This is a genomic window from Flavobacterium sp. HTF (assembly GCF_003105115.1).
GTDB lineage: Bacteria > Bacteroidota > Bacteroidia > Flavobacteriales > Flavobacteriaceae > Flavobacterium.
Genome location: NZ_QETH01000027.1, coordinates 16,132 through 33,918, shown reverse-complemented (window position 1 = coordinate 33,918; position 17,787 = coordinate 16,132). Strand labels below are relative to the sequence as shown.

The 17,787-nt window shown below is 34.3% G+C and carries 14 protein-coding genes and 1 tRNA gene; 8 read left to right on the top strand and 7 right to left on the bottom strand.

The features are described from left to right. Window positions 1-28 precede the first annotated feature (28 nt). The 3 genes from pgmB to DCO46_RS10355 form a co-directional block, all read right to left on the bottom strand. Complete coding sequence (gene pgmB / locus DCO46_RS10365) at window positions 29-688, bottom strand: beta-phosphoglucomutase (RefSeq protein WP_116752481.1); 660 nt, start codon at window positions 686-688, stop codon at window positions 29-31. After that, window positions 681-2,201 (bottom strand): MFS transporter, encoded by a 1,521-nt coding sequence (locus tag DCO46_RS10360; protein WP_116752480.1) that lies wholly within the window; start codon window positions 2,199-2,201, stop codon window positions 681-683. Before DCO46_RS10360 ends, pgmB begins: the two co-directional genes overlap by 8 nt. A gap of 177 nt (window positions 2,202-2,378) precedes the next feature. Further along, a complete protein-coding gene (locus DCO46_RS10355) occupies window positions 2,379-3,410 on the bottom strand; it encodes a LacI family DNA-binding transcriptional regulator (protein ID WP_116752479.1) in 1,032 nt (343 codons plus the stop codon). Between the two features lie 234 nt (window positions 3,411-3,644). Here DCO46_RS10355 and DCO46_RS10350 point away from each other — a divergent pair, with 234 nt between their 5' ends. From DCO46_RS10350 to DCO46_RS10335, 4 genes are all read left to right on the top strand, one after another. Then, the gene (locus DCO46_RS10350) at window positions 3,645-6,620 is read left to right on the top strand and encodes a SusC/RagA family TonB-linked outer membrane protein (RefSeq protein ID WP_116752478.1); all 2,976 of its coding nucleotides are present in this window, start codon (window positions 3,645-3,647) and stop codon (window positions 6,618-6,620) included. Window positions 6,621-6,657: 37 nt separating this feature from the next. Further along, entirely contained in the window at window positions 6,658-8,286 is a 1,629-nt protein-coding gene (locus DCO46_RS10345; RefSeq protein ID WP_116752477.1) for a RagB/SusD family nutrient uptake outer membrane protein, read from the top strand. A 19-nt stretch (window positions 8,287-8,305) separates the two neighbouring features. Beyond that, complete coding sequence (locus DCO46_RS10340; RefSeq protein WP_116752476.1) at window positions 8,306-9,403, top strand: SusE domain-containing protein; 1,098 nt, start codon at window positions 8,306-8,308, stop codon at window positions 9,401-9,403. 75 nt (window positions 9,404-9,478) lie between these two features. After that, window positions 9,479-12,346: an alpha-amylase family glycosyl hydrolase gene (locus DCO46_RS10335; RefSeq protein WP_116752475.1), complete on the top strand. Its 2,868-nt coding sequence runs from the start codon at window positions 9,479-9,481 to the stop codon at window positions 12,344-12,346. Window positions 12,347-12,446: 100 nt separating this feature from the next. Here DCO46_RS10335 and DCO46_RS10330 read toward each other — a convergent pair whose 3' ends face one another. From DCO46_RS10330 to DCO46_RS10315, 4 genes are all read right to left on the bottom strand, one after another. After that, window positions 12,447-12,671 carry a DUF6814 family protein gene (locus DCO46_RS10330; protein ID WP_116752502.1) on the bottom strand — a complete coding sequence of 75 codons (225 nt, stop codon included), beginning with the start codon at window positions 12,669-12,671 and terminating at the stop codon, window positions 12,447-12,449. Between the two features lie 10 nt (window positions 12,672-12,681). Next, the gene (locus tag DCO46_RS10325; RefSeq protein ID WP_116752474.1) at window positions 12,682-14,175 is read right to left on the bottom strand and encodes an MFS transporter; all 1,494 of its coding nucleotides are present in this window, start codon (window positions 14,173-14,175) and stop codon (window positions 12,682-12,684) included. Window positions 14,176-14,524: 349 nt separating this feature from the next. Continuing rightward, on the bottom strand, window positions 14,525-14,809 hold the full coding sequence (locus tag DCO46_RS10320) for a GIY-YIG nuclease family protein (protein WP_165828906.1): 285 nt from the start codon (window positions 14,807-14,809) through the stop codon (window positions 14,525-14,527). Between the two features lie 41 nt (window positions 14,810-14,850). Further along, window positions 14,851-14,926 (bottom strand) — tRNA-Phe (locus tag DCO46_RS10315). Window positions 14,927-15,025: 99 nt separating this feature from the next. On the opposite strand from DCO46_RS10315, the gene DCO46_RS10310 reads away from it, so the two are divergent. Genes DCO46_RS10310 through DCO46_RS10295 form a run of 4 tightly spaced genes read left to right on the top strand, consistent with a single transcriptional unit; the run spans window position 15,026 to window position 17,784 of the window. Beyond that, complete coding sequence (locus DCO46_RS10310) at window positions 15,026-15,760, top strand: type III pantothenate kinase (protein WP_116752472.1); 735 nt, start codon at window positions 15,026-15,028, stop codon at window positions 15,758-15,760. Then, the gene (locus DCO46_RS10305; RefSeq protein WP_116752471.1) at window positions 15,753-16,982 is read left to right on the top strand and encodes a hypothetical protein; all 1,230 of its coding nucleotides are present in this window, start codon (window positions 15,753-15,755) and stop codon (window positions 16,980-16,982) included. The genes DCO46_RS10310 and DCO46_RS10305 overlap by 8 nt, the downstream gene beginning before the upstream one ends. Window positions 16,983-17,028: 46 nt before the next feature. After that, window positions 17,029-17,580 (top strand): LPS export ABC transporter periplasmic protein LptC, encoded by a 552-nt coding sequence (gene lptC / locus DCO46_RS10300; protein ID WP_116752470.1) that lies wholly within the window; start codon window positions 17,029-17,031, stop codon window positions 17,578-17,580. Window positions 17,581-17,589: 9 nt separating this feature from the next. Then, a complete protein-coding gene (locus DCO46_RS10295) occupies window positions 17,590-17,784 on the top strand; it encodes a hypothetical protein (RefSeq protein ID WP_116752469.1) in 195 nt (64 codons plus the stop codon). The last annotated feature ends 3 nt before the right edge of the window (window positions 17,785-17,787 follow it).

Here is a 17,787-nt window from a genome sequence, read left to right as displayed (position 1 = left end):
TTTGTGATTGATTGATTTATGATTGATTTTATTTTGTGATTAATGATTCGATAAAGCTTTCCTCTATTACGGTGAAATCTTTAAATATGAAATCAGCCTCATGCAAAATTGTTTCCTCACCAATTCCTACACTTACCATTTCTGCAATATTTGCTGCCTGAATTCCGGCAACAGAATCTTCAAATACAATTGAATTTTTTGGATCAATGTTTAATAATTGAGCCGCTTTTAAGAAAACTTCCGGATCTGGTTTTGCATTGGTAACGTCATTTCCGTCAACAATGACATCAAAGTAAGAGATGATCCCTGTTTTTTCCAGAATCGGTCTTGCATTTTTGCTGGCTGAGCCTAATGCAATCCCTTGGTTTTGATCTTTTAGTAGTTGAAGAGTTTTAAAAACTCCAGGAAGAATCTCACTTTCATCCATATCAACTAAATAAGATAAATAATCTTCATTTTTTTGAATCAGCCATTTGTCCTTGTCTTCCTGAGAAGCCTGAACATTGCCTAATTCAAGTATTATATCTAACGAACGAACGCGGCTTACCCCTTTTAAAAGTTCGTTATGTTCGTGTGTAAAATTTATGTTTAGTGACTGAGCGATTTTTTGCCAGGCTAAAAAGTGGTATTTAGCGGTATCAACGATTACTCCGTCAAGATCGAAGATAAATGCTTTTTTATTATTCATGAATTTCAATTTTAGTTCTGCTGTTTACTCTAAGTGTAAGTAATCCGGCAAATATCATCGATACACCTCCAATTATTAGGGCGTAAATAGGTTCGTTATGAAAGAATTGTTTAATTACAAATCCTAAGATTGTAGCGGCTACAATTTGTGGGATTACGACAAAAAAGTTAAAAACTCCCATGTAATAACCCATTTTTGCAGCTGGCAGAGCACCGGATAACATGGCATAAGGCATTGATAAAATACTTGCCCATGCAATACCAACTCCTAACATTGGCAGGATCAGCATTTGCTTATCACCAATAAAATAAATCGAAATTAAGCCAACACCTCCTGCACATAAGGCCAGTAAATGTGTTGCCCTAACGCCTACTTTTTTTGCAATAACCGGTAATAGGAAAGCTACTGCTGCAGCCACTCCGTTATAAACCGTAAACAAGACAGAAACCCAGTCGGCAGCATCATTGTATACTTTTGAAGTGGTGTCTGTTGTGCCAAAAATGTGTTGGGTAACAGCTTGAGTTGTGTAGATCCACATGGAGAAAAGCGCAAACCAGGAGAAAAACTGAACCCAGGCTAATTTTTGCATTGTTGCTGGCATATTCAATAAATCGGTCATGATTATGGTAAAACCATTCTGAATTTTTTTAGTTCTCAGCTGTGAAGCAATCATAAATAAAACTCCCATGAAAATCAATCCGATGAATAGAATATATAATTCTTTCGCCAGATTATTTTCAAAAATCAGAAATGAAACTAAACCTCCAATAGCGGCAAATATTAATCCTAAAAATAATTGTTTTTTAATTGTAACACCTGACTCCGCTTCTGGATTAAGACCATCTTTATCTGAATCTTTTTTGCTGCTGGCTTCAAATGCATGAAGTTCTTCGGGAGTATATTCTGTTGTTTTAAAAACAGTCCATAAAACAGAAAGCAGAAAAACTATTCCGCCAATATAAAAAGACCATTTTACGGCATCCGGTATAATTCCTTTAGGAGCAACGTTGCTGACATCAAAAACATTTGTGAAGAGGTAAGGTAAAACAGAACCTACAACGGCACCTGTACCAATAAAAAAACTCTGCATTACAAAACCTAATGCACGTTGATGATCGGGTAATTTATCGCCTACAAAAGCACGAAAAGGTTCCATTGACACATTTATCGAAGCATCCATTATCCATAAAGTTCCCGCAGCAATCCATAGAGTAGGAGAGTTTGGCATAACGAATAATGCAATTGAAGATAAAATAGCTCCAATTAAAAAATAGGGGCGACGTCTTCCTAAACGTGTCCAGGTTCTATCGCTGAAATAACCAATAACGGGCTGAATTATTAAACCTGAAACAGGCGCAGCAATCCACAAAATTGGAATGTCATCTATTTTAGCACCAAGGGTTTCAAAAATTCTTGAAGTATTTGCGTTTTGCAGTGCAAAACCAAATTGTATTCCTAAGAAACCGAAACTCATGTTCCAAATTTCCCAGAAACTTAATTTACGCTTTTCCATTATCGTAATTTGTGAAAAATTATACGATAAGCGCTTTGCTTATCAAAACTTACTATTTTTTCGAAGTAAAAGTAAAAGCCTTGACGGCCGTAAAAGTATAAATTATTTTTAGATATATGCTAACAAAAAAGCCATAAATATTTTTTATGGCTTTAGAATGTGTTGATTTTAAGAATTTTAGTCAGTAGATTCTCTTTTTATTAAATGAGTTTCTATTACTTCTGTAGTATAGTTTTCGTTTTCTTCTTCGTCATCGTTATGTTCTGCTTCGAGTCTTTCAATAAGCATTTTAGCGGCTTTGTTTCCCATTTTTTCACCACTCTGACTTACGGTTGTGATACTTGGAGTAGAGTATTTTGAGATAATTCCGTCAGTAAAAGCAATAACAGCTAAATCTTCCGGAACTTTTAATCCCATCTTTGAAGCTGTTTTGATAATGGTTACTGCAAAAAGCTCATTTACAGCAAAAACAGCATCAAAAGCTCTGGCGTGCAAAAGCTCAGAAATCGTTATTTCGCAGGTGTCAACGTCTTCAATTTTAATGATTAAATCTTCGTTAAAAGGAATTCCGTTATCCAGAAGCGCTTTTTCGTAACCATCCGTTCTCAATTTGCCGACACTTACATAATCTACTGTGGTTACCAGTGCGATTTTTTTTCTGCCATTATCAATTAAACTTTGAACGGCTTCATAAGCTGCGGCTTTATCGTCAATAATCACTTTATCGCATAAAATATCATTGGTGACACGATCAAACATTACAACCGGCATGCCTTGGTTTATCACTTCTGTAATGTGGTGAAAATCACCTTTGTACTGTGTTTCTTTAGAAAGAGACATGATAAAACCATCGATACTTCCGTTGGCTAACATTTCCATATTTAAGACTTCTTTATCAAAAGAATCATCAGATAAACAGATGACAACACTGTAGCCATTTTCATTTGCAACCTGCTCAATTCCGTTGATCACAGTAGAGAAAAAATAATGTACAATTTCCGGAATGATAATACCAATACTTTTGGTTTTTCGGTTTTTTAGACTAAGGGCAATGTTGTTTGGCTTATAGTTATAAAACCTTGCAAAAGCCTGCACTTTTAAACGTGTTTCTTCACCAATTTCAAGACTGTTTCTGAGTGATTTAGAGACTGTTGATATTGATACGTCAAGCTCCTTTGCGATCTGTTTTAAGGTTATTTTACGTTTCATCTTTTTTATGAAAAAAATCTAATTATTAATAAAGGTATCTGAATTTTTTGCAATTGACAATTTTTAGCCTAAAAGATTACAAAATATAGAAAGTTTTCAACACTACCACGTTTTCGTAACTCATTATAATTTGTAAGTGGTTGGGCATGTTAATAAATTCATAATTTTGGAATTCGAAGTAAAATTAAAAACTTAACTAACAATCACAAACTCAAACTAATTTAAACAAAAAGTATGAAAACAATTTACAAAAAGTTGTTATTTTTATTCCTATTGTTGCCGTTCACTGTGTTAGCTCAAAACACTCTAAGCGGGACTGTTGTCGATAAAGCAACAGGTCAGCCAATACCGGGAGTAAATGTAAGTGTACAAGGTGCTCCAGGCGGAACATCTACCGGATTTGATGGGATTTACCAGCTATCAAATGTTAAAAATGGTAACAAAATCGTAATCTCTTTTATTGGCTACAGAACGCAAACGATTGAGTTTGCCGGACAAAAAACATTAAATGTTTCTTTAGAAGAAGATACCAATCAGCTTAAAGAAGTTGTGGTACAAGTAGGTTACGGTACTGTTAAGAAAAAAGATGCTACAGGTTCTGTATCTCAAATTTCTGCTAAAGAATTTAATAAAGGAATTAATGTAACTCCGGAGAGTTTAATTAGCGGCCGTATTTCGGGTGTTAATGTAACAGGAGGAGGAGCACCAGGTGCAAAAGCAGATATCAGAATTCGTGGAGGGTCTTCTTTAAACGCATCAAATGAACCTTTAATCGTTTTAGACGGATTACCTTTAAGTAATGCAGTGCCAAGTGGAGCAACTAGTATTTTATCTACGATTGATCCTAATGATATTGAGTCTTTTACAGTTTTAAAAGACGCTTCTGCTGCTGCAATCTACGGATCACGTGCTGCAAATGGTGTAATTGTTATTACAACCAAAAAAGGAACAAAAGGTGCTGTTAAGGTAAACTTCAGTTCTCAGGTTGGTATTAATACTGTTGCCAATACAGTTGACGTAATGAGTGCAGATCAGTTCCGTGAATTGGTGAATACTAAAGGTACACCTGCTCAACAAGCTTTAATGGGAACTGCAAATACAAACTGGCAGGATGAAATTTTTCATACAGCACTTACCACAAATAACAATATATCTGTAAGCGGTGCTTTATTTAACAAATTGCCGGTACGTTTATCTGTTGGAAATGTTGATAATCCTGGAATCTTAAGAAACACTTCTTTTGAAAGAACTACGACATCGTTATCGTTAAATCCGGTTTTATTTGATAATCATTTAAAAATTGATATTAGCGGAAACTTATCTTTTGGTAAGAATCAATTTCAGGACGAAGGTGCTGTAATTGGAAGTGCAATCGGATTTGATCCAACACAGTCAGTTTATGAAGAGGGTTCTCGTTATGGAGGTTATTTTGAATGGTTAGAGCCAACCGGAAACTTACCATTATTACCGGCAAGAAACCCTGTTGCAAGATTAAATCAAGATGAAAGAAGAGCAACTTCTACAAGAAAATGGGGTAATGTTAGATTAGACTACAAATTCCATTTCTTCGAAGATTTAAGAGCTGTTGTTGAAGCTGGTATTGATAGATTTGATAGTAGTGGATATACTGAGGTAAGTACTCAAAGTGCTTTAGGATATCAGCCAAAGCCATTCAATGGACCAGATTATGTAAATTTAGGAAACTATAATAGTTACACTGATGCGCTTCAGAACAAAAACTTAAATGCTTATTTTAATTATACTAAAGATTTAGGGAAATTTAAAATTGATGCAACGGCAGGTTATAACTATCAGTTATTCCAAAAAGAAAAATATTCATCAGGAGAAGTTAGACAACCAAATCCTAATGAGGATGTTGCTACAGATCCGGACGTTAATCTTCAATCTTATTTCGGTCGTTTAAACTTAGGTTATGATAGCAGATATTTATTAACGTTAAATTACAGAAGAGACGGAACTTCTCGTTTTTCTGAAGATAACAGATGGGGTAATTTTGGAGGAGCTGCTTTTGCATGGAATCTGTCTGAAGAAGCTTTCTTAAAAGGAAACGCAACTGTTTCAACTTTAAAATTAAGAGTTGGTTATGGTACTACTGGTCAGCAGGATATCTCGGCTCAGTATGATTATTTACAAAGAGTTACTTTAGGAACAATTAATACACAATATATTTTTGGTAACACAATTTATTCAACTGCAAGACCAGAAGGATATAATGAAGACATCAAATGGGAAGAATTGGCAGAAGCGAACATTGGTCTTGATTATGGATTCTTCAATGATAGAATTACAGGATCTATTAACTATTTTGATAAAAAATCGACCGATTTATTAGCAGATATTGCAGTTCCTGATGGAGCAAATCTTAGAAACCAAGGTTTCTTCAATATTGGTAGCGTAAGAACAAAAGGAGTTGAGTTCAGTATTGCTTCTGATATTGTTAAAAATGACAATTTGACTTGGAATCTAGCTTTTAATACTACTTACATTGATCAAAACATTTCTGAATTAGGAATTACGGTTCCAGGTTTTCAGGGTTATTTGGCTGGAGATAATATCGCTGGTGGAAGTGGAAATAAAATCCTGATTAACTCAGTAGGATATGCGCCAAATTCATTTTTTGTTTACGAGCAATTATATGATGCTAACAAAAGGCCAATTGCCGGTGCTTATGTTGATAGAAACGGAGACGGAAAAATTGATGCAGGTGACCGTTACAGAGCTGCTAAAACGGCACCAGATTATACTTTCGGATTGTTTTCTACATTAAACTACAAAAAATTTGATTTTACAATGAACTGGAGAGCAAGTGTTGGAAATCATATCTTTGATAACGTAAGTTCTAATTTAGGTTATTCTGATGCAGGTTTAAGAAGGCAGACTGATTTGTCTAACGTAAGTTCTGATTACTACAATACTGGTTTTACTTTTGAAGACAACGGAACACAACGTTACCTGTCTGATTATTTTATAAAAGATGCTTCTTTTATAAAATTAGATAATGTTACACTTGGATACACTTTTGATAAAACAATTATTAAAGCTGCATCTTTAAGGTTTACTGCTGGTGTTCAGAATGTATTTATTCTTACAAAATACAATGGTTTAGATCCGGAGAAATTCAACGGAATTGATAATAATGTGTATCCAAGAGCAAGAACATTCTTGTTTGGAGTGAATGCGAATTTCTAATAGTTAGATTGAAATCAAAAATTTAAAAACAAACAAAATGAAAATATCATTTAAATATATATCTTATTTTTTCCTATTCATTTTAGGAATAAGTATGACCCTTACTTCGTGTACGGACGATTTAAACGTGACACCAAAGGATGATGATGAATTTTTATCTGAAACCTTTTTTCAGGATCCTGCATCTTACAAACAAGTTTTGGCAAAATTATATGCTGGTTTGTATGTAGGAGGTAATGATGGTGATGGTGATGCTGCAGTTCCTTCGAAAAGCCCGGATATTGCTGGACTTGGTGGTGACTTTAGCAGTTACTTAAGATTACTTTTTGTAACACAGGAATTTACAACAGACGAAGCTATTATTGCTTGGGCAGATGGTACCTTACCAACTTTGAACTCTCAAACATGGTCTGCGGATAATGAATTTTTATCAGGAGCATTCTCAAGAGCATTTTATCATATTAGTGTTGCGAATGAGTTTTTAAGACAAACAACTGATGAGAAATTAACGGCAAGAGGAGTTGATGCAGGTTTAAAAGCTGATATCGCTGAGTTTAGAGCTGAGGCTCGTTTCTTGAGAGCTTTCTCCTACTATAACTTAATGGATTTGTTCGGAAATGTGCCAATTACTACAGAAAATGATCCTGTTGGATTCTATTATCCTGTACAAAAATCAAGAGCTGAAGTTTTTGCTTATGTAGAATCTGAATTGAAAGACTTAGACAATAGTTTAGTGGCTTCAAAAGCAAATGAATACGGTAGAGTTGATAAAACAGCAGCTAAATTTTTATTGGCTCAAATTTATTTGAATTCTAAAGTATATACAGGTGTAGACAGAAACAATGAAGCAGCTACATTATGTAATGAAATCATTACTAGTTCAGGATATACTTTTGCAAATGTTCCTTACCGTTATTTATTTTCTGCAGATAATGACAGAAATGGTGCTCAATCTGAATTTATTTTCCCAATTATCGGAGATGGAAATGCGATTAGAGCGATTGGTGGTGGAATGAGTTTTATCATGCACGCTTCTATTGGAGGTAGTATGAATGCTGCATCCAGAGGTATGGATGGTGGATGGCAAGGAATTAGAACTCGTAGAGAGTTCGTGAATCTTTTTCCTGACGAAACTGCAACTGCAGATAATAGAGGAACTTTTTACACACCTGGTCAATCTAAAGACATTACTAATGTTTCAACTTTTACAGATGGTTATGCTGTAACAAAATACATCAATGTAAATTCAGATGGTTCTGCAGCACAAAGAAATGATATGCCGGATATCGATTTTCCAATGTTTAGATTAACAGATGCTTATTTGATGTATGCTGAAGCAACAGTAAGAGGAGCTTCAACTGGAAATATAAATACTGCGTTGGGTTACGTAAATCAAATCAGAACAAGAGCTGAAGCACAAAATATTTCTACAGCACAATTGACACTTGATTTTCTTTTGGACGAAAGAGGAAGAGAGTTGTTCTGGGAATGTCACAGAAGAACAGATTTGATTCGTTTCGGAAAATTTACAGGAGGATCTAAAATCTGGCAATGGAAAGGTGGCTCTGTAAATGGTACATCTACTGAATCTTACAGAGATTTAATGCCAATTCCTGCAAGAAATATTCAGGCAAATCCAACATTGAAGCAAAATCCAGGATACTAACACCTAATAAAATTGTAAAATGAAAAATATATATAAGATTTTAATCGCATTTATTGGTGTATTGGCGGTTTCTTGTAATTCTGATGATGTAGATAACAGACCAGTTTTAAATGCTGTTTCAACACCAGAAATTACTGCACCAACAACAGGACAAAATTATGTTTTGGATGTTGAGAAAGCATCAGAAGAAGTTGCTAAATTTACATGGTCAGCTGCAGAATATTCTACCGATGTATCAGTGAAATATAGTTTGTTAATAGATAAAAAAGGTGGAGATTTTACTAATGCAAAAACGCTTGCAACTACTACTAATGGTATTAAAGAAATATCTGTGCTTGCTAAAGAATTAAATCAGGCAGCAATTGATCTTGGAGGACAACCTGAAGTAGCAGCAATGTATGATATAAAAATTACATCAAATATTTCAGGAGGATTTACTCAAGTAGCTAAGGGTTTAATTTCAATTACAGTTACTCCTTACACAGGAAAAGTTCCTTATAATTTCAACGACTGGTATTTAGTTGGAGACGCAACTGTTTCTGGTTGGGATAATAACAAAGGAAATCAAATTTTATTCAGAAGTGGAACAAATGCTAATGAATATGTGTTTACAGGATTCTTTAAAAAAGGATATTTCAAAGCGATTAAAAACTTAGGGAACTGGGCTCCGATGTACGGAGGATCAGGAGGTTCTTTAGCTTACAGAGGTACTGACTCAGATCCAGATCCTGCAAGTATTGAAATTCCTGCTGATGGTTATTATAAGTTTAAAATGGATGTTCAAAAGTTAAGCTATACATTAGAAGCTTACGACGCTTCTGCTGCTGTGAATTACTTAACAGTAGGTATTATTGGAAGTAGCACTGCTAAAGGATGGGATGCTTCAACAGCAATGGTTAAATCTACTTTTAACGGACATATTTGGACATTAGGTATAACATCACTTAATGATGGTGAAATGAAGTTTAGAGCAAATGATGCATGGGATGTTTCTTGGGGTGGAAAAACTCCTTTCTCAGGTGGAGGAACTGGTGATAATATACCAGTATCAAAATCTAAATATGTAATTTATTTCAATGATTTAGATGGAAGCTATTTAATGATTCCTAATCAATAATAAACTTTCTTTATGCAAAGAGGGCTATCTGTAAGGTAGCCCTTTTTTAATCATGCTAACCTAACCAACCATATTATGAAAAAAACTTTACTAAAAATATTTCTGTTAATGTCGGCAATTTCTTTTGCCCAACAACAAACAGTAACTTACTCTGTAAGCCCATCCACTTTTGAAGAAACAACTTCTATTACGATTACAATTAATGGAAGCAGTGTAAACGAGTCAACATGGGGTGTAACCGACCACAAACTATATCTATGGGCCTGGGCTTTTGATACAAACGATACAACTCAGAAAGGAACTCCGGACAACGGAGCCTGGGACAATTCAAGTGATGCCAGTATATTTACCTATAATGCCGGAACAGATACTTATACAAAAACGTTTACACCAACAACCTTTTATAATACAACAGGTATTGGCAAAATAGGGTTTTTAATAAAAGCTAAAAATGGAAACGGAGATAAAAAATCACAGGACATTTTAGTAGAAGTCGGATCTTTCCAGGTAACGCTGACTGCTCCAATACAAAATAGTGCTACGATTATTGCTTCGGGTTCAAATTTTAATATCACTGCAACAAACACAAACGGAGCTGCGAGTTATACTTTAAAAGCGAACGGTGCCACAATAAATACTAATACCAGCACATCTAATTATTCATACCTGCATACTAATGTTACAAGTAATCAGAATTATGAATTGTTGGCAACACAAGCAGGCGTTACTATTTCTAAAAAGTTTTCTGTAATAGTAAATCCAAATACAGTTTCTGAGACAATGCCAACAGGATTAGTGGACGGAATTAATTATAACTCTACCGACGCTACAAAAGCAACATTAGTTTTAGATGCACCTTTAAAAGACTTTGTATACGTTGCCGGAAGTTTTAATAACTGGCAGCCAACTTCGGCCTATGCCATGAAAAAAGACCCGACTACAGGAAAATTTTGGTTAGAATTAAACGGATTAGTTTCTGGGGTAAATAACACATATCAGTATTGGGTTGTTGATGCAACTCCATTAGCAAATTCGCCAGCGATGGTAAAAACAGCAGATCCTTATTCTACTTTGGTTTTGTCACCTTATGATGATGCTGACATTCCTTCAACATCATATCCAAATTTACCGGCTTATCCAGCCGGACAAAACTTTGAGGTTACAGTTTTAAAAACAGGTCAGACACCATATAATTGGCAGGTTTCCAATTTCACTAAGCCAGAAAAAGAAAAATTGGTAGTTTATGAAGTTTTGGTTCGTGATTTTGATGCTGCAAAAAATTATCAAAGTCTAATAGATAAGATTGATTATTTTAAAAATTTAAAAATAAACGCAATCGAATTAATGCCTGTAATGGAGTTTGAAGGCAATGAAAGCTGGGGATATAATACCTCATTTCACATGGCTTTGGATAAGTTTTATGGGACATCAGATAAATTAAAAGAATTGATTGATCTATGTCATCAAAACGGAATTGCAGTTATTCTTGATGTGGCACTAAATCATGCTTTCGGAAGAAACCCAATGGTCAGAATGTGGATGAATGATCCTGATGGTGATGGCTTTGGTTCACCAACTGCTGAAAATCCTTATTTTAATACAACAGCTAAACATACTTACAGTGTAGGAGAAGATTTTAATCATCAATCTCTAAAGACTCAAAATTATGTAGAACGTGTTGTAAAACAATGGATTGAAGAATACAAGATTGATGGTTTCCGTTGGGATTTAACAAAAGGATTTACTCAGGCGTGTACAGACTCTGACGAACCTTGTACTAATAAGTATCAGCAGGACAGAGTAGATATTCTTAAAAAATATGCTGACTACTCTTGGAGTTTAGATCCAACACATTATACCATTTTTGAACATTTAGGAACTGACGGTGAAGAGAAAGAATGGGCAAATTACAAAATCTCAGAAACGCCAAGCAAAGGAATTATGATGTGGGGTAAAATGACAGATCCTTATAATGAATTGTCTATGGGATATGCCAGTAATATTTCCAGAATGGCAAGTGCAAGTCATGGTTTTACCGCAAATCGCCTAATGGGTTATGCAGAAAGTCATGATGAGGAAAGACTGATGTATAAAAATGTTCAGTACGGTGCTTCTTCGGGAAGTTATAATGTAAAAACATTAAATACGGCATTGTCCAGAATGTCCGCTATTGGAGCTGTTTCATTATTAGTTCCTGGTCCAAAAATGATTTGGCATTTTGGAGAATTAGGATGGGACGAATCTATTTTTACCTGTAATAACGGAACTGTAAATGATTCTTCAGGAACTATTCCCGGAGATTGTAAATTAGATACAAAACCACAGCCACAATGGGTAGAGAATTGGCAGGGAGATTCAAACAGAAATAAAATTTACAATGACTGGTCAAAAATGATTACCCTTAAAATTACAGAACCTGTTTTTTTAGGAACACCAACTATTGCAACCGCAAATTCATTAAGCGTAAATATAAAGATTACCAACCCAAATCTGGCGACAACACAACTAAAAGATGTTCTCATTGTGGCAAACTTTGATGTAACGACACAAAATGTTGCTACAGGTTTTCAGTACACCGGGACGTGGTACAATCTAATGGACAATACAACTATAAATGTTGCAGATGTAAATGCACCAATAAGCCTTCCGGCTGGTGAATACAGGATTTATGGTAACAAACAGGCAAATTTAGCAATAGCTGATTTTGAGAAAGGAAATTCAGTGAATTTATTTCCTAATCCTGTTACGGATTACTTTACCTTAAATATAGCAACAACAAAAGTTCAGGTTTATTCCATCTCCGGACAATTAGTAAAAAGTTTTACAACTCACGGAAATTTAGACTTTCAGTTTAGCGTAAGTGATTTAAAAACAGGAATATATCTCGTAAAAGCTTTCGATGAAAATAATAAAACACAGGTGATGAAATTCATCAAAAAATAAGATTTAAAAATATATCTAACAGATTAAAAGTTTGGTTTGGTTAGTAATGTGAAAGGGCTGTCTGGAAACAGGCAGCCTTTTTATTTATATCTGTTTGAGGTTATTTTTTCTTATTATACTCTCCAATTACAGCAAAATAGCCAAAAGTTCCCAATCCTAAAACGATAAGCGGAGTTAGAATAAAAAGAATGATAATTCCAAAGACTAAATCATCTTGTTTGTCTGAGAGTAGTTTTGGTAATCCAAATTCGAAAATACAAAAATATGCTGCAGAAACTGCCAATATCACCCATAAAACCCCTAATGTCTGTTTAATTGTATTCATTTTTTTAAATTTAAAGGTGATTAGTTTTATTCTTATTATCAATATAAATCATTCCAATTACAAAACAAACTGAAGCAATAATGATAGGATACCAAAGTCCGTCAAGATAAAAATCAGTTTTACCCGATTCTTTTGATTGTGATACAAGATAAGTAGAAATAGCAGGAAGTAAACCTCCAAAAATTCCGTTTCCAACATGATAAGGTAATGACATTGAGGTATACCTTATTTTTGTAGGGAACATTTCTACCAAAAATGCAGCAATTGGCCCATAAACCATTGTTACAAATAGCACCTGAATGAAAACTAAAAATATTAATGTCCATTCGTCACTAGAATTAATTGTAACAGAAATGCTTGTTTGTGTCTCTTTATTAAGGATATACGATTTTTTCTCTATCACGGTTGTACCGTCAGTATAATTTTTTTGAGTTGTTGATACAGAACCTCCGTTGCTTTTATTTTCAATCGATTTTGTTGTTTCTTCGAAAATTTCTGTTTTATTACTAATGTCTGTTGTATCATACATCATTTTATAAATTGGCCTGTAAAACAAAATAGCCAACAGCATACCGCCCATCATAATGTATTTTCTGCCAACCTTGTCACTCAGCCATCCAAAAACAATAAAAAACGGAGTTCCTAAAAGTAAAGCAATCCCTAATAGGCTATCTACCTGAGAAGAGTCAATATTCATTACGGTTTTCATGAAACTCATGGCATAAAACTGTCCTGTGTACCATACGACGCCCTGTCCCATCGTAGCGCCAAATAATGCCAGTAAAACAAATTTTAGATTATACCTGTTTCCGAAACTTTCTCTTAAAGGATTTGTACTTGTTGTGCCTTCTTTTTTTGCTTTTGCAAAGACAGGAGATTCATCCATATTTTTTCGGATTAGGTAAGAAACCCCAACCATGACAATAGAAACCCAAAAAGGAACACGCCATCCCCAGGAATCAAAATCTTCTGTTGAAAGAATATTTTTTGTTGCCAAAATAACCATAAGAGAAATAAATAGTCCGACGGTTGCTGTAGTCTGAATCCAGGAAGTCCAATATCCTTTTTCTCCCACAGGAGCATGTTCTGCAACATAAGTAGCTGCTCCGCCATATTCACCACCAAGCGCAAGTCCTTGTAATAAACGCAAAATGAGGACTAATAAAGGAGCCAAAAAACCAATAGTTTCATAACTGGGAATACAGCCAATTAAAAAAGTTGAACCCCCCATTAATAATAAGGTAGCCATAAAAGTATATTTACGGCCAATGATATCTCCGAGCCTGCCAAAAAATAAAGCGCCAAAAGGGCGTACTACAAATCCGGCAGCAAAAGTGGCCAATGTAGATAAAAATGCTGCAGTTGGATTATCACTTGGGAAAAATTTGGTTGAAATTACAACAGCTAAACTTCCGAAAATATAGAAGTCATACCATTCGATCATTGTACCCATAGAGGAGGCAGAAATTACTTTCCAAATGCCTTTAGTAGAAGTTTTACCCATAAAAAACGCTCTGTGTTTTTTGATAATAAATAAAAATTAAAATACGATTTTACGAATATAAAAGATATTTTTTTATTTAGTTGATACTTTTTTAACAAAATTACTTTAATTATTAACTTTCTGGTTTTTGGTAATCAAAAGTTTACAAAGGGAAGAATTAAGAGTTTTTTTAACTGTAAAAGGACAAACAAAAAAACAAAGTTTAATAACAGCTTGCGAACCTTTGCGTAAATCTTAGCGAACTTTGCGGTTAATTTTTTGGAAAAGTATTAAAAACAAAAAAACCACTCAGTTGAGTGGGTTTTGGTGGTGCCTCCAGTCCCGAGGCTTCGGGAGAACCAGGGACATATTATTTTCTTTTAGACAGAATATCTTGTAAGATGGATGGATTTTCAATTATTTTGTTGTTAAAGGTTCTGCTTTTCATTCGTTTAATGAATTTTTCTAAATAAACAGCTTCGTCCTTATTATTACAAGCAAAAGTTAAAACAATTTCCCAATCATCAGCAATTTTGGTAAATGAATTTGAATAGAAATGGTTTTGGTGTTTTAAAATTCTTTCTTCTATATCTTTTGTTTCTCCAATATAGAATTTTTGAGAAGAATTTGAATATAGGATATATAAGTAATGCATAATCTATTAAAAACAAAAAACCCACTCAGTTGAGTGGGTTTTGGTGGTGCCTCCAGGGATCGAACCAGGGACACATGGATTTTCAGTCCATTGCTCTACCATCTGAGCTAAGGCACCATGCTGATTGCGGGTGCAAAGATAGAATCATTTTTCGTTTATCCAAAACAATTTTAAAAAAAAATCAATTCGTATCTTCGCAAAAACAAAAAAGTAAATATGATTTTAACTGTTGATGTAGGGAATACCCGAATTAAAGCAGCTGTCTTTGAGGAGAATACTGCTCTTGGGAATTTTGTTTTTGAGAAAAATGAATTCGAAAAAGAAATAGAAAAAATTTTAAAAAAATTTCCGGATTGCTCCGATTTGGTCATCGCATCGGTCGGAAATATCGAAAAACAATCTTTTTTGGCTTTCGAAAATAAGCTGAATATTCATTTTTTAACACATGAAGACGTCTTTCCTTTTATTAATAAATATGCAACACCAAAAACCTTAGGAATTGACAGGATGGTTTTGGCTGCCGGGGCCACGTTACAGTTTCCAAAACAAAACAGATTAGTTATAGATGCAGGAACTTGTATTACCTACGATTTTATCGACGAAAATGACCATTATCTTGGCGGAGCGATTTCTCCGGGTTTAAGGTTACGTTATGAATCGCTACATAATTTCACAGCCAGACTGCCGTTATTAACTTTAGAAGCACCGGAACATTATATTGGGGATTCAACAAAACAAGCTATTCATTCCGGTGTTGTCAATGGGTTCGTCTATGAGATTGATGGTTTTATCGATGAATATCGGGCAAACTTTTCAAATTTTATAATAATTTTAACGGGTGGTGATACAGATTTTTTGGCTAAACGATTAAAAAATACCATATTTGCCAATTCAAATTTCCTTCTGGAAAGTTTGAACCAAACATTTCAATATAAAATCGACAATGATTAAAAAAATTATAGTAAGTACTTGTTTACTTATCTCGTTCGTTTCATTTGCCCAGCAAGGTACAGCATCTCCTTATTCTTTTTACGGAATAGGGGACTCCAGACTAAAAGGAACTCTTGAATTTAGATCTATGGCAGGAGTTGCAGTAGAGCAGGATAGTATCCATTTGAATATTGAAAATCCGGCAAGTTATGCTAGTTTGGGACAAACAACTTTTTCTGTAGGAGGAACTTTTGGAACTTCTAAATTAAAATCGGATACAGAAACTTCAAAAGCACAAAGATCTACTTTCGATTACCTTGCAGTTGGTATTCCGATGGGTAAATTTGGTGCGGCATTTGGTTTGGTTCCTTTATCTTCTGTAGGATACCGACTTGCTGATGATAATACGGCTACTCCAGGTGATGTAAGCAGCCAGCTAGAAGGAAAAGGAGGAATAAACAAAGTATTTTTTGGTTTAGCGTATAAAATTACTCCAAAATGGAATGTAGGTACAGATGTACAATATAATTTTGGTAAAATTACAACAACCAGTATTGAGCTGGTATCCGGTATTCAAAACGCGACCAGAGAAACCAATACTGCTGTAGTGTCAGGAGTGAATTTTAATATAGGTACAATGTATCAGACTAAAATTTACAAGAAAATGAATTTATACACTAGTTTAAATTATACATTTTCAGGTAATCTAAATTCAGATAACACCAGAGTTATTGATGTTGACGGTGATCCGGACCCTTATGAATATCCGGCTTCATCAACCGATTTAAAGTTGCCTGGTAAATTAACAATCGGCGCAGGTATCGGTGAAGCAAGAAAATGGTTAGTGGGTACATCATTGGCTTTTCAGGGTGATGGAAAACTTTATAATTATTATAATACAATGAATAATGTGCGTTATGAAAAATATTCAAAATACGCCATTGGAGGATATTTTATTCCAAATTACACCTCTTTTTCAAGTTACTTAAGCAGAGTAACATACCGAGCAGGTTTAAAATACGAAAAAGTAGGTATGATTATTAATAATGAATCAATCAATGATGTCGGAATGACATTAGGAGCAGGGTTTCCAATTACAGGAACTTTCTCAAATGTAAATTTCGGACTGGAATTTGGTAAAAAAGGAACAACTTCTTCAGGTCTGATTAAAGAAAATTATATGAATTTTAGCCTGAGTTTCTCTTTCAACGACAAATGGTTCGTGAAGAGTAAATTCAATTAAGCATAGCAGTTTTTTTAAGCTCAGTACAATTTACTACATTTGGCAAATGAATTTACCAAAGAAATATATTATAACAATTGTCACAGTTCTTGCTGTGACAATGTTTTTTGGGTGCGAAAGTAATTTTAAAGAAGTTCAGAAAATTAATTTTTCAGAGTTTGTTCCGGGAAGTGATGCAGATACGGTTAATATTAAATATACAGATTCCGGGCGTATAACAGGAGTTCTGATTAGTTCAAAAATGTTGGATTATTCAAATCTTGAATTTCCGTTTACCGAATTTCCCAAAGGAATAGATGTTACGCTATATGATAAAAAACAAAAGCGTACTTTTATAAAATCAAATTATGCCGTTTCGTACAAACAAACCGGGATTATAGATTTGCAGGGAAAAGTAAAAATAACTTCTGAAACCGGACAAATGCTTGAAACGGAGCAATTGTATTTTGACCAGAAAAATGAGTGGTTTTATACCGAAAGAAAATTTAAACTTACTGATGCAAAAGGCGTTTCTTACGGTCAGGGTATAGATTTTAGCAAAGACTTTAAAGTGATAAATTCACAACGAATAACCGGCGAACTGGAAGCCGAAGAATAAAAAAATATTATGGGTTATTTAAAATATACACAATACGTTTACATCCTTTTTGGAGCTTTCTTTATATATGACGGAATTACAAAACTGGACGAAGCAAATGATAAGGCAATTCTAAGTTTTATAATTGCCGGCCTGGCAATTTTCATGTTTTTCTTCAGAAGAAGATTTGCTAACAGATTTGATGATCGAAATAAAAAACAATAAAAA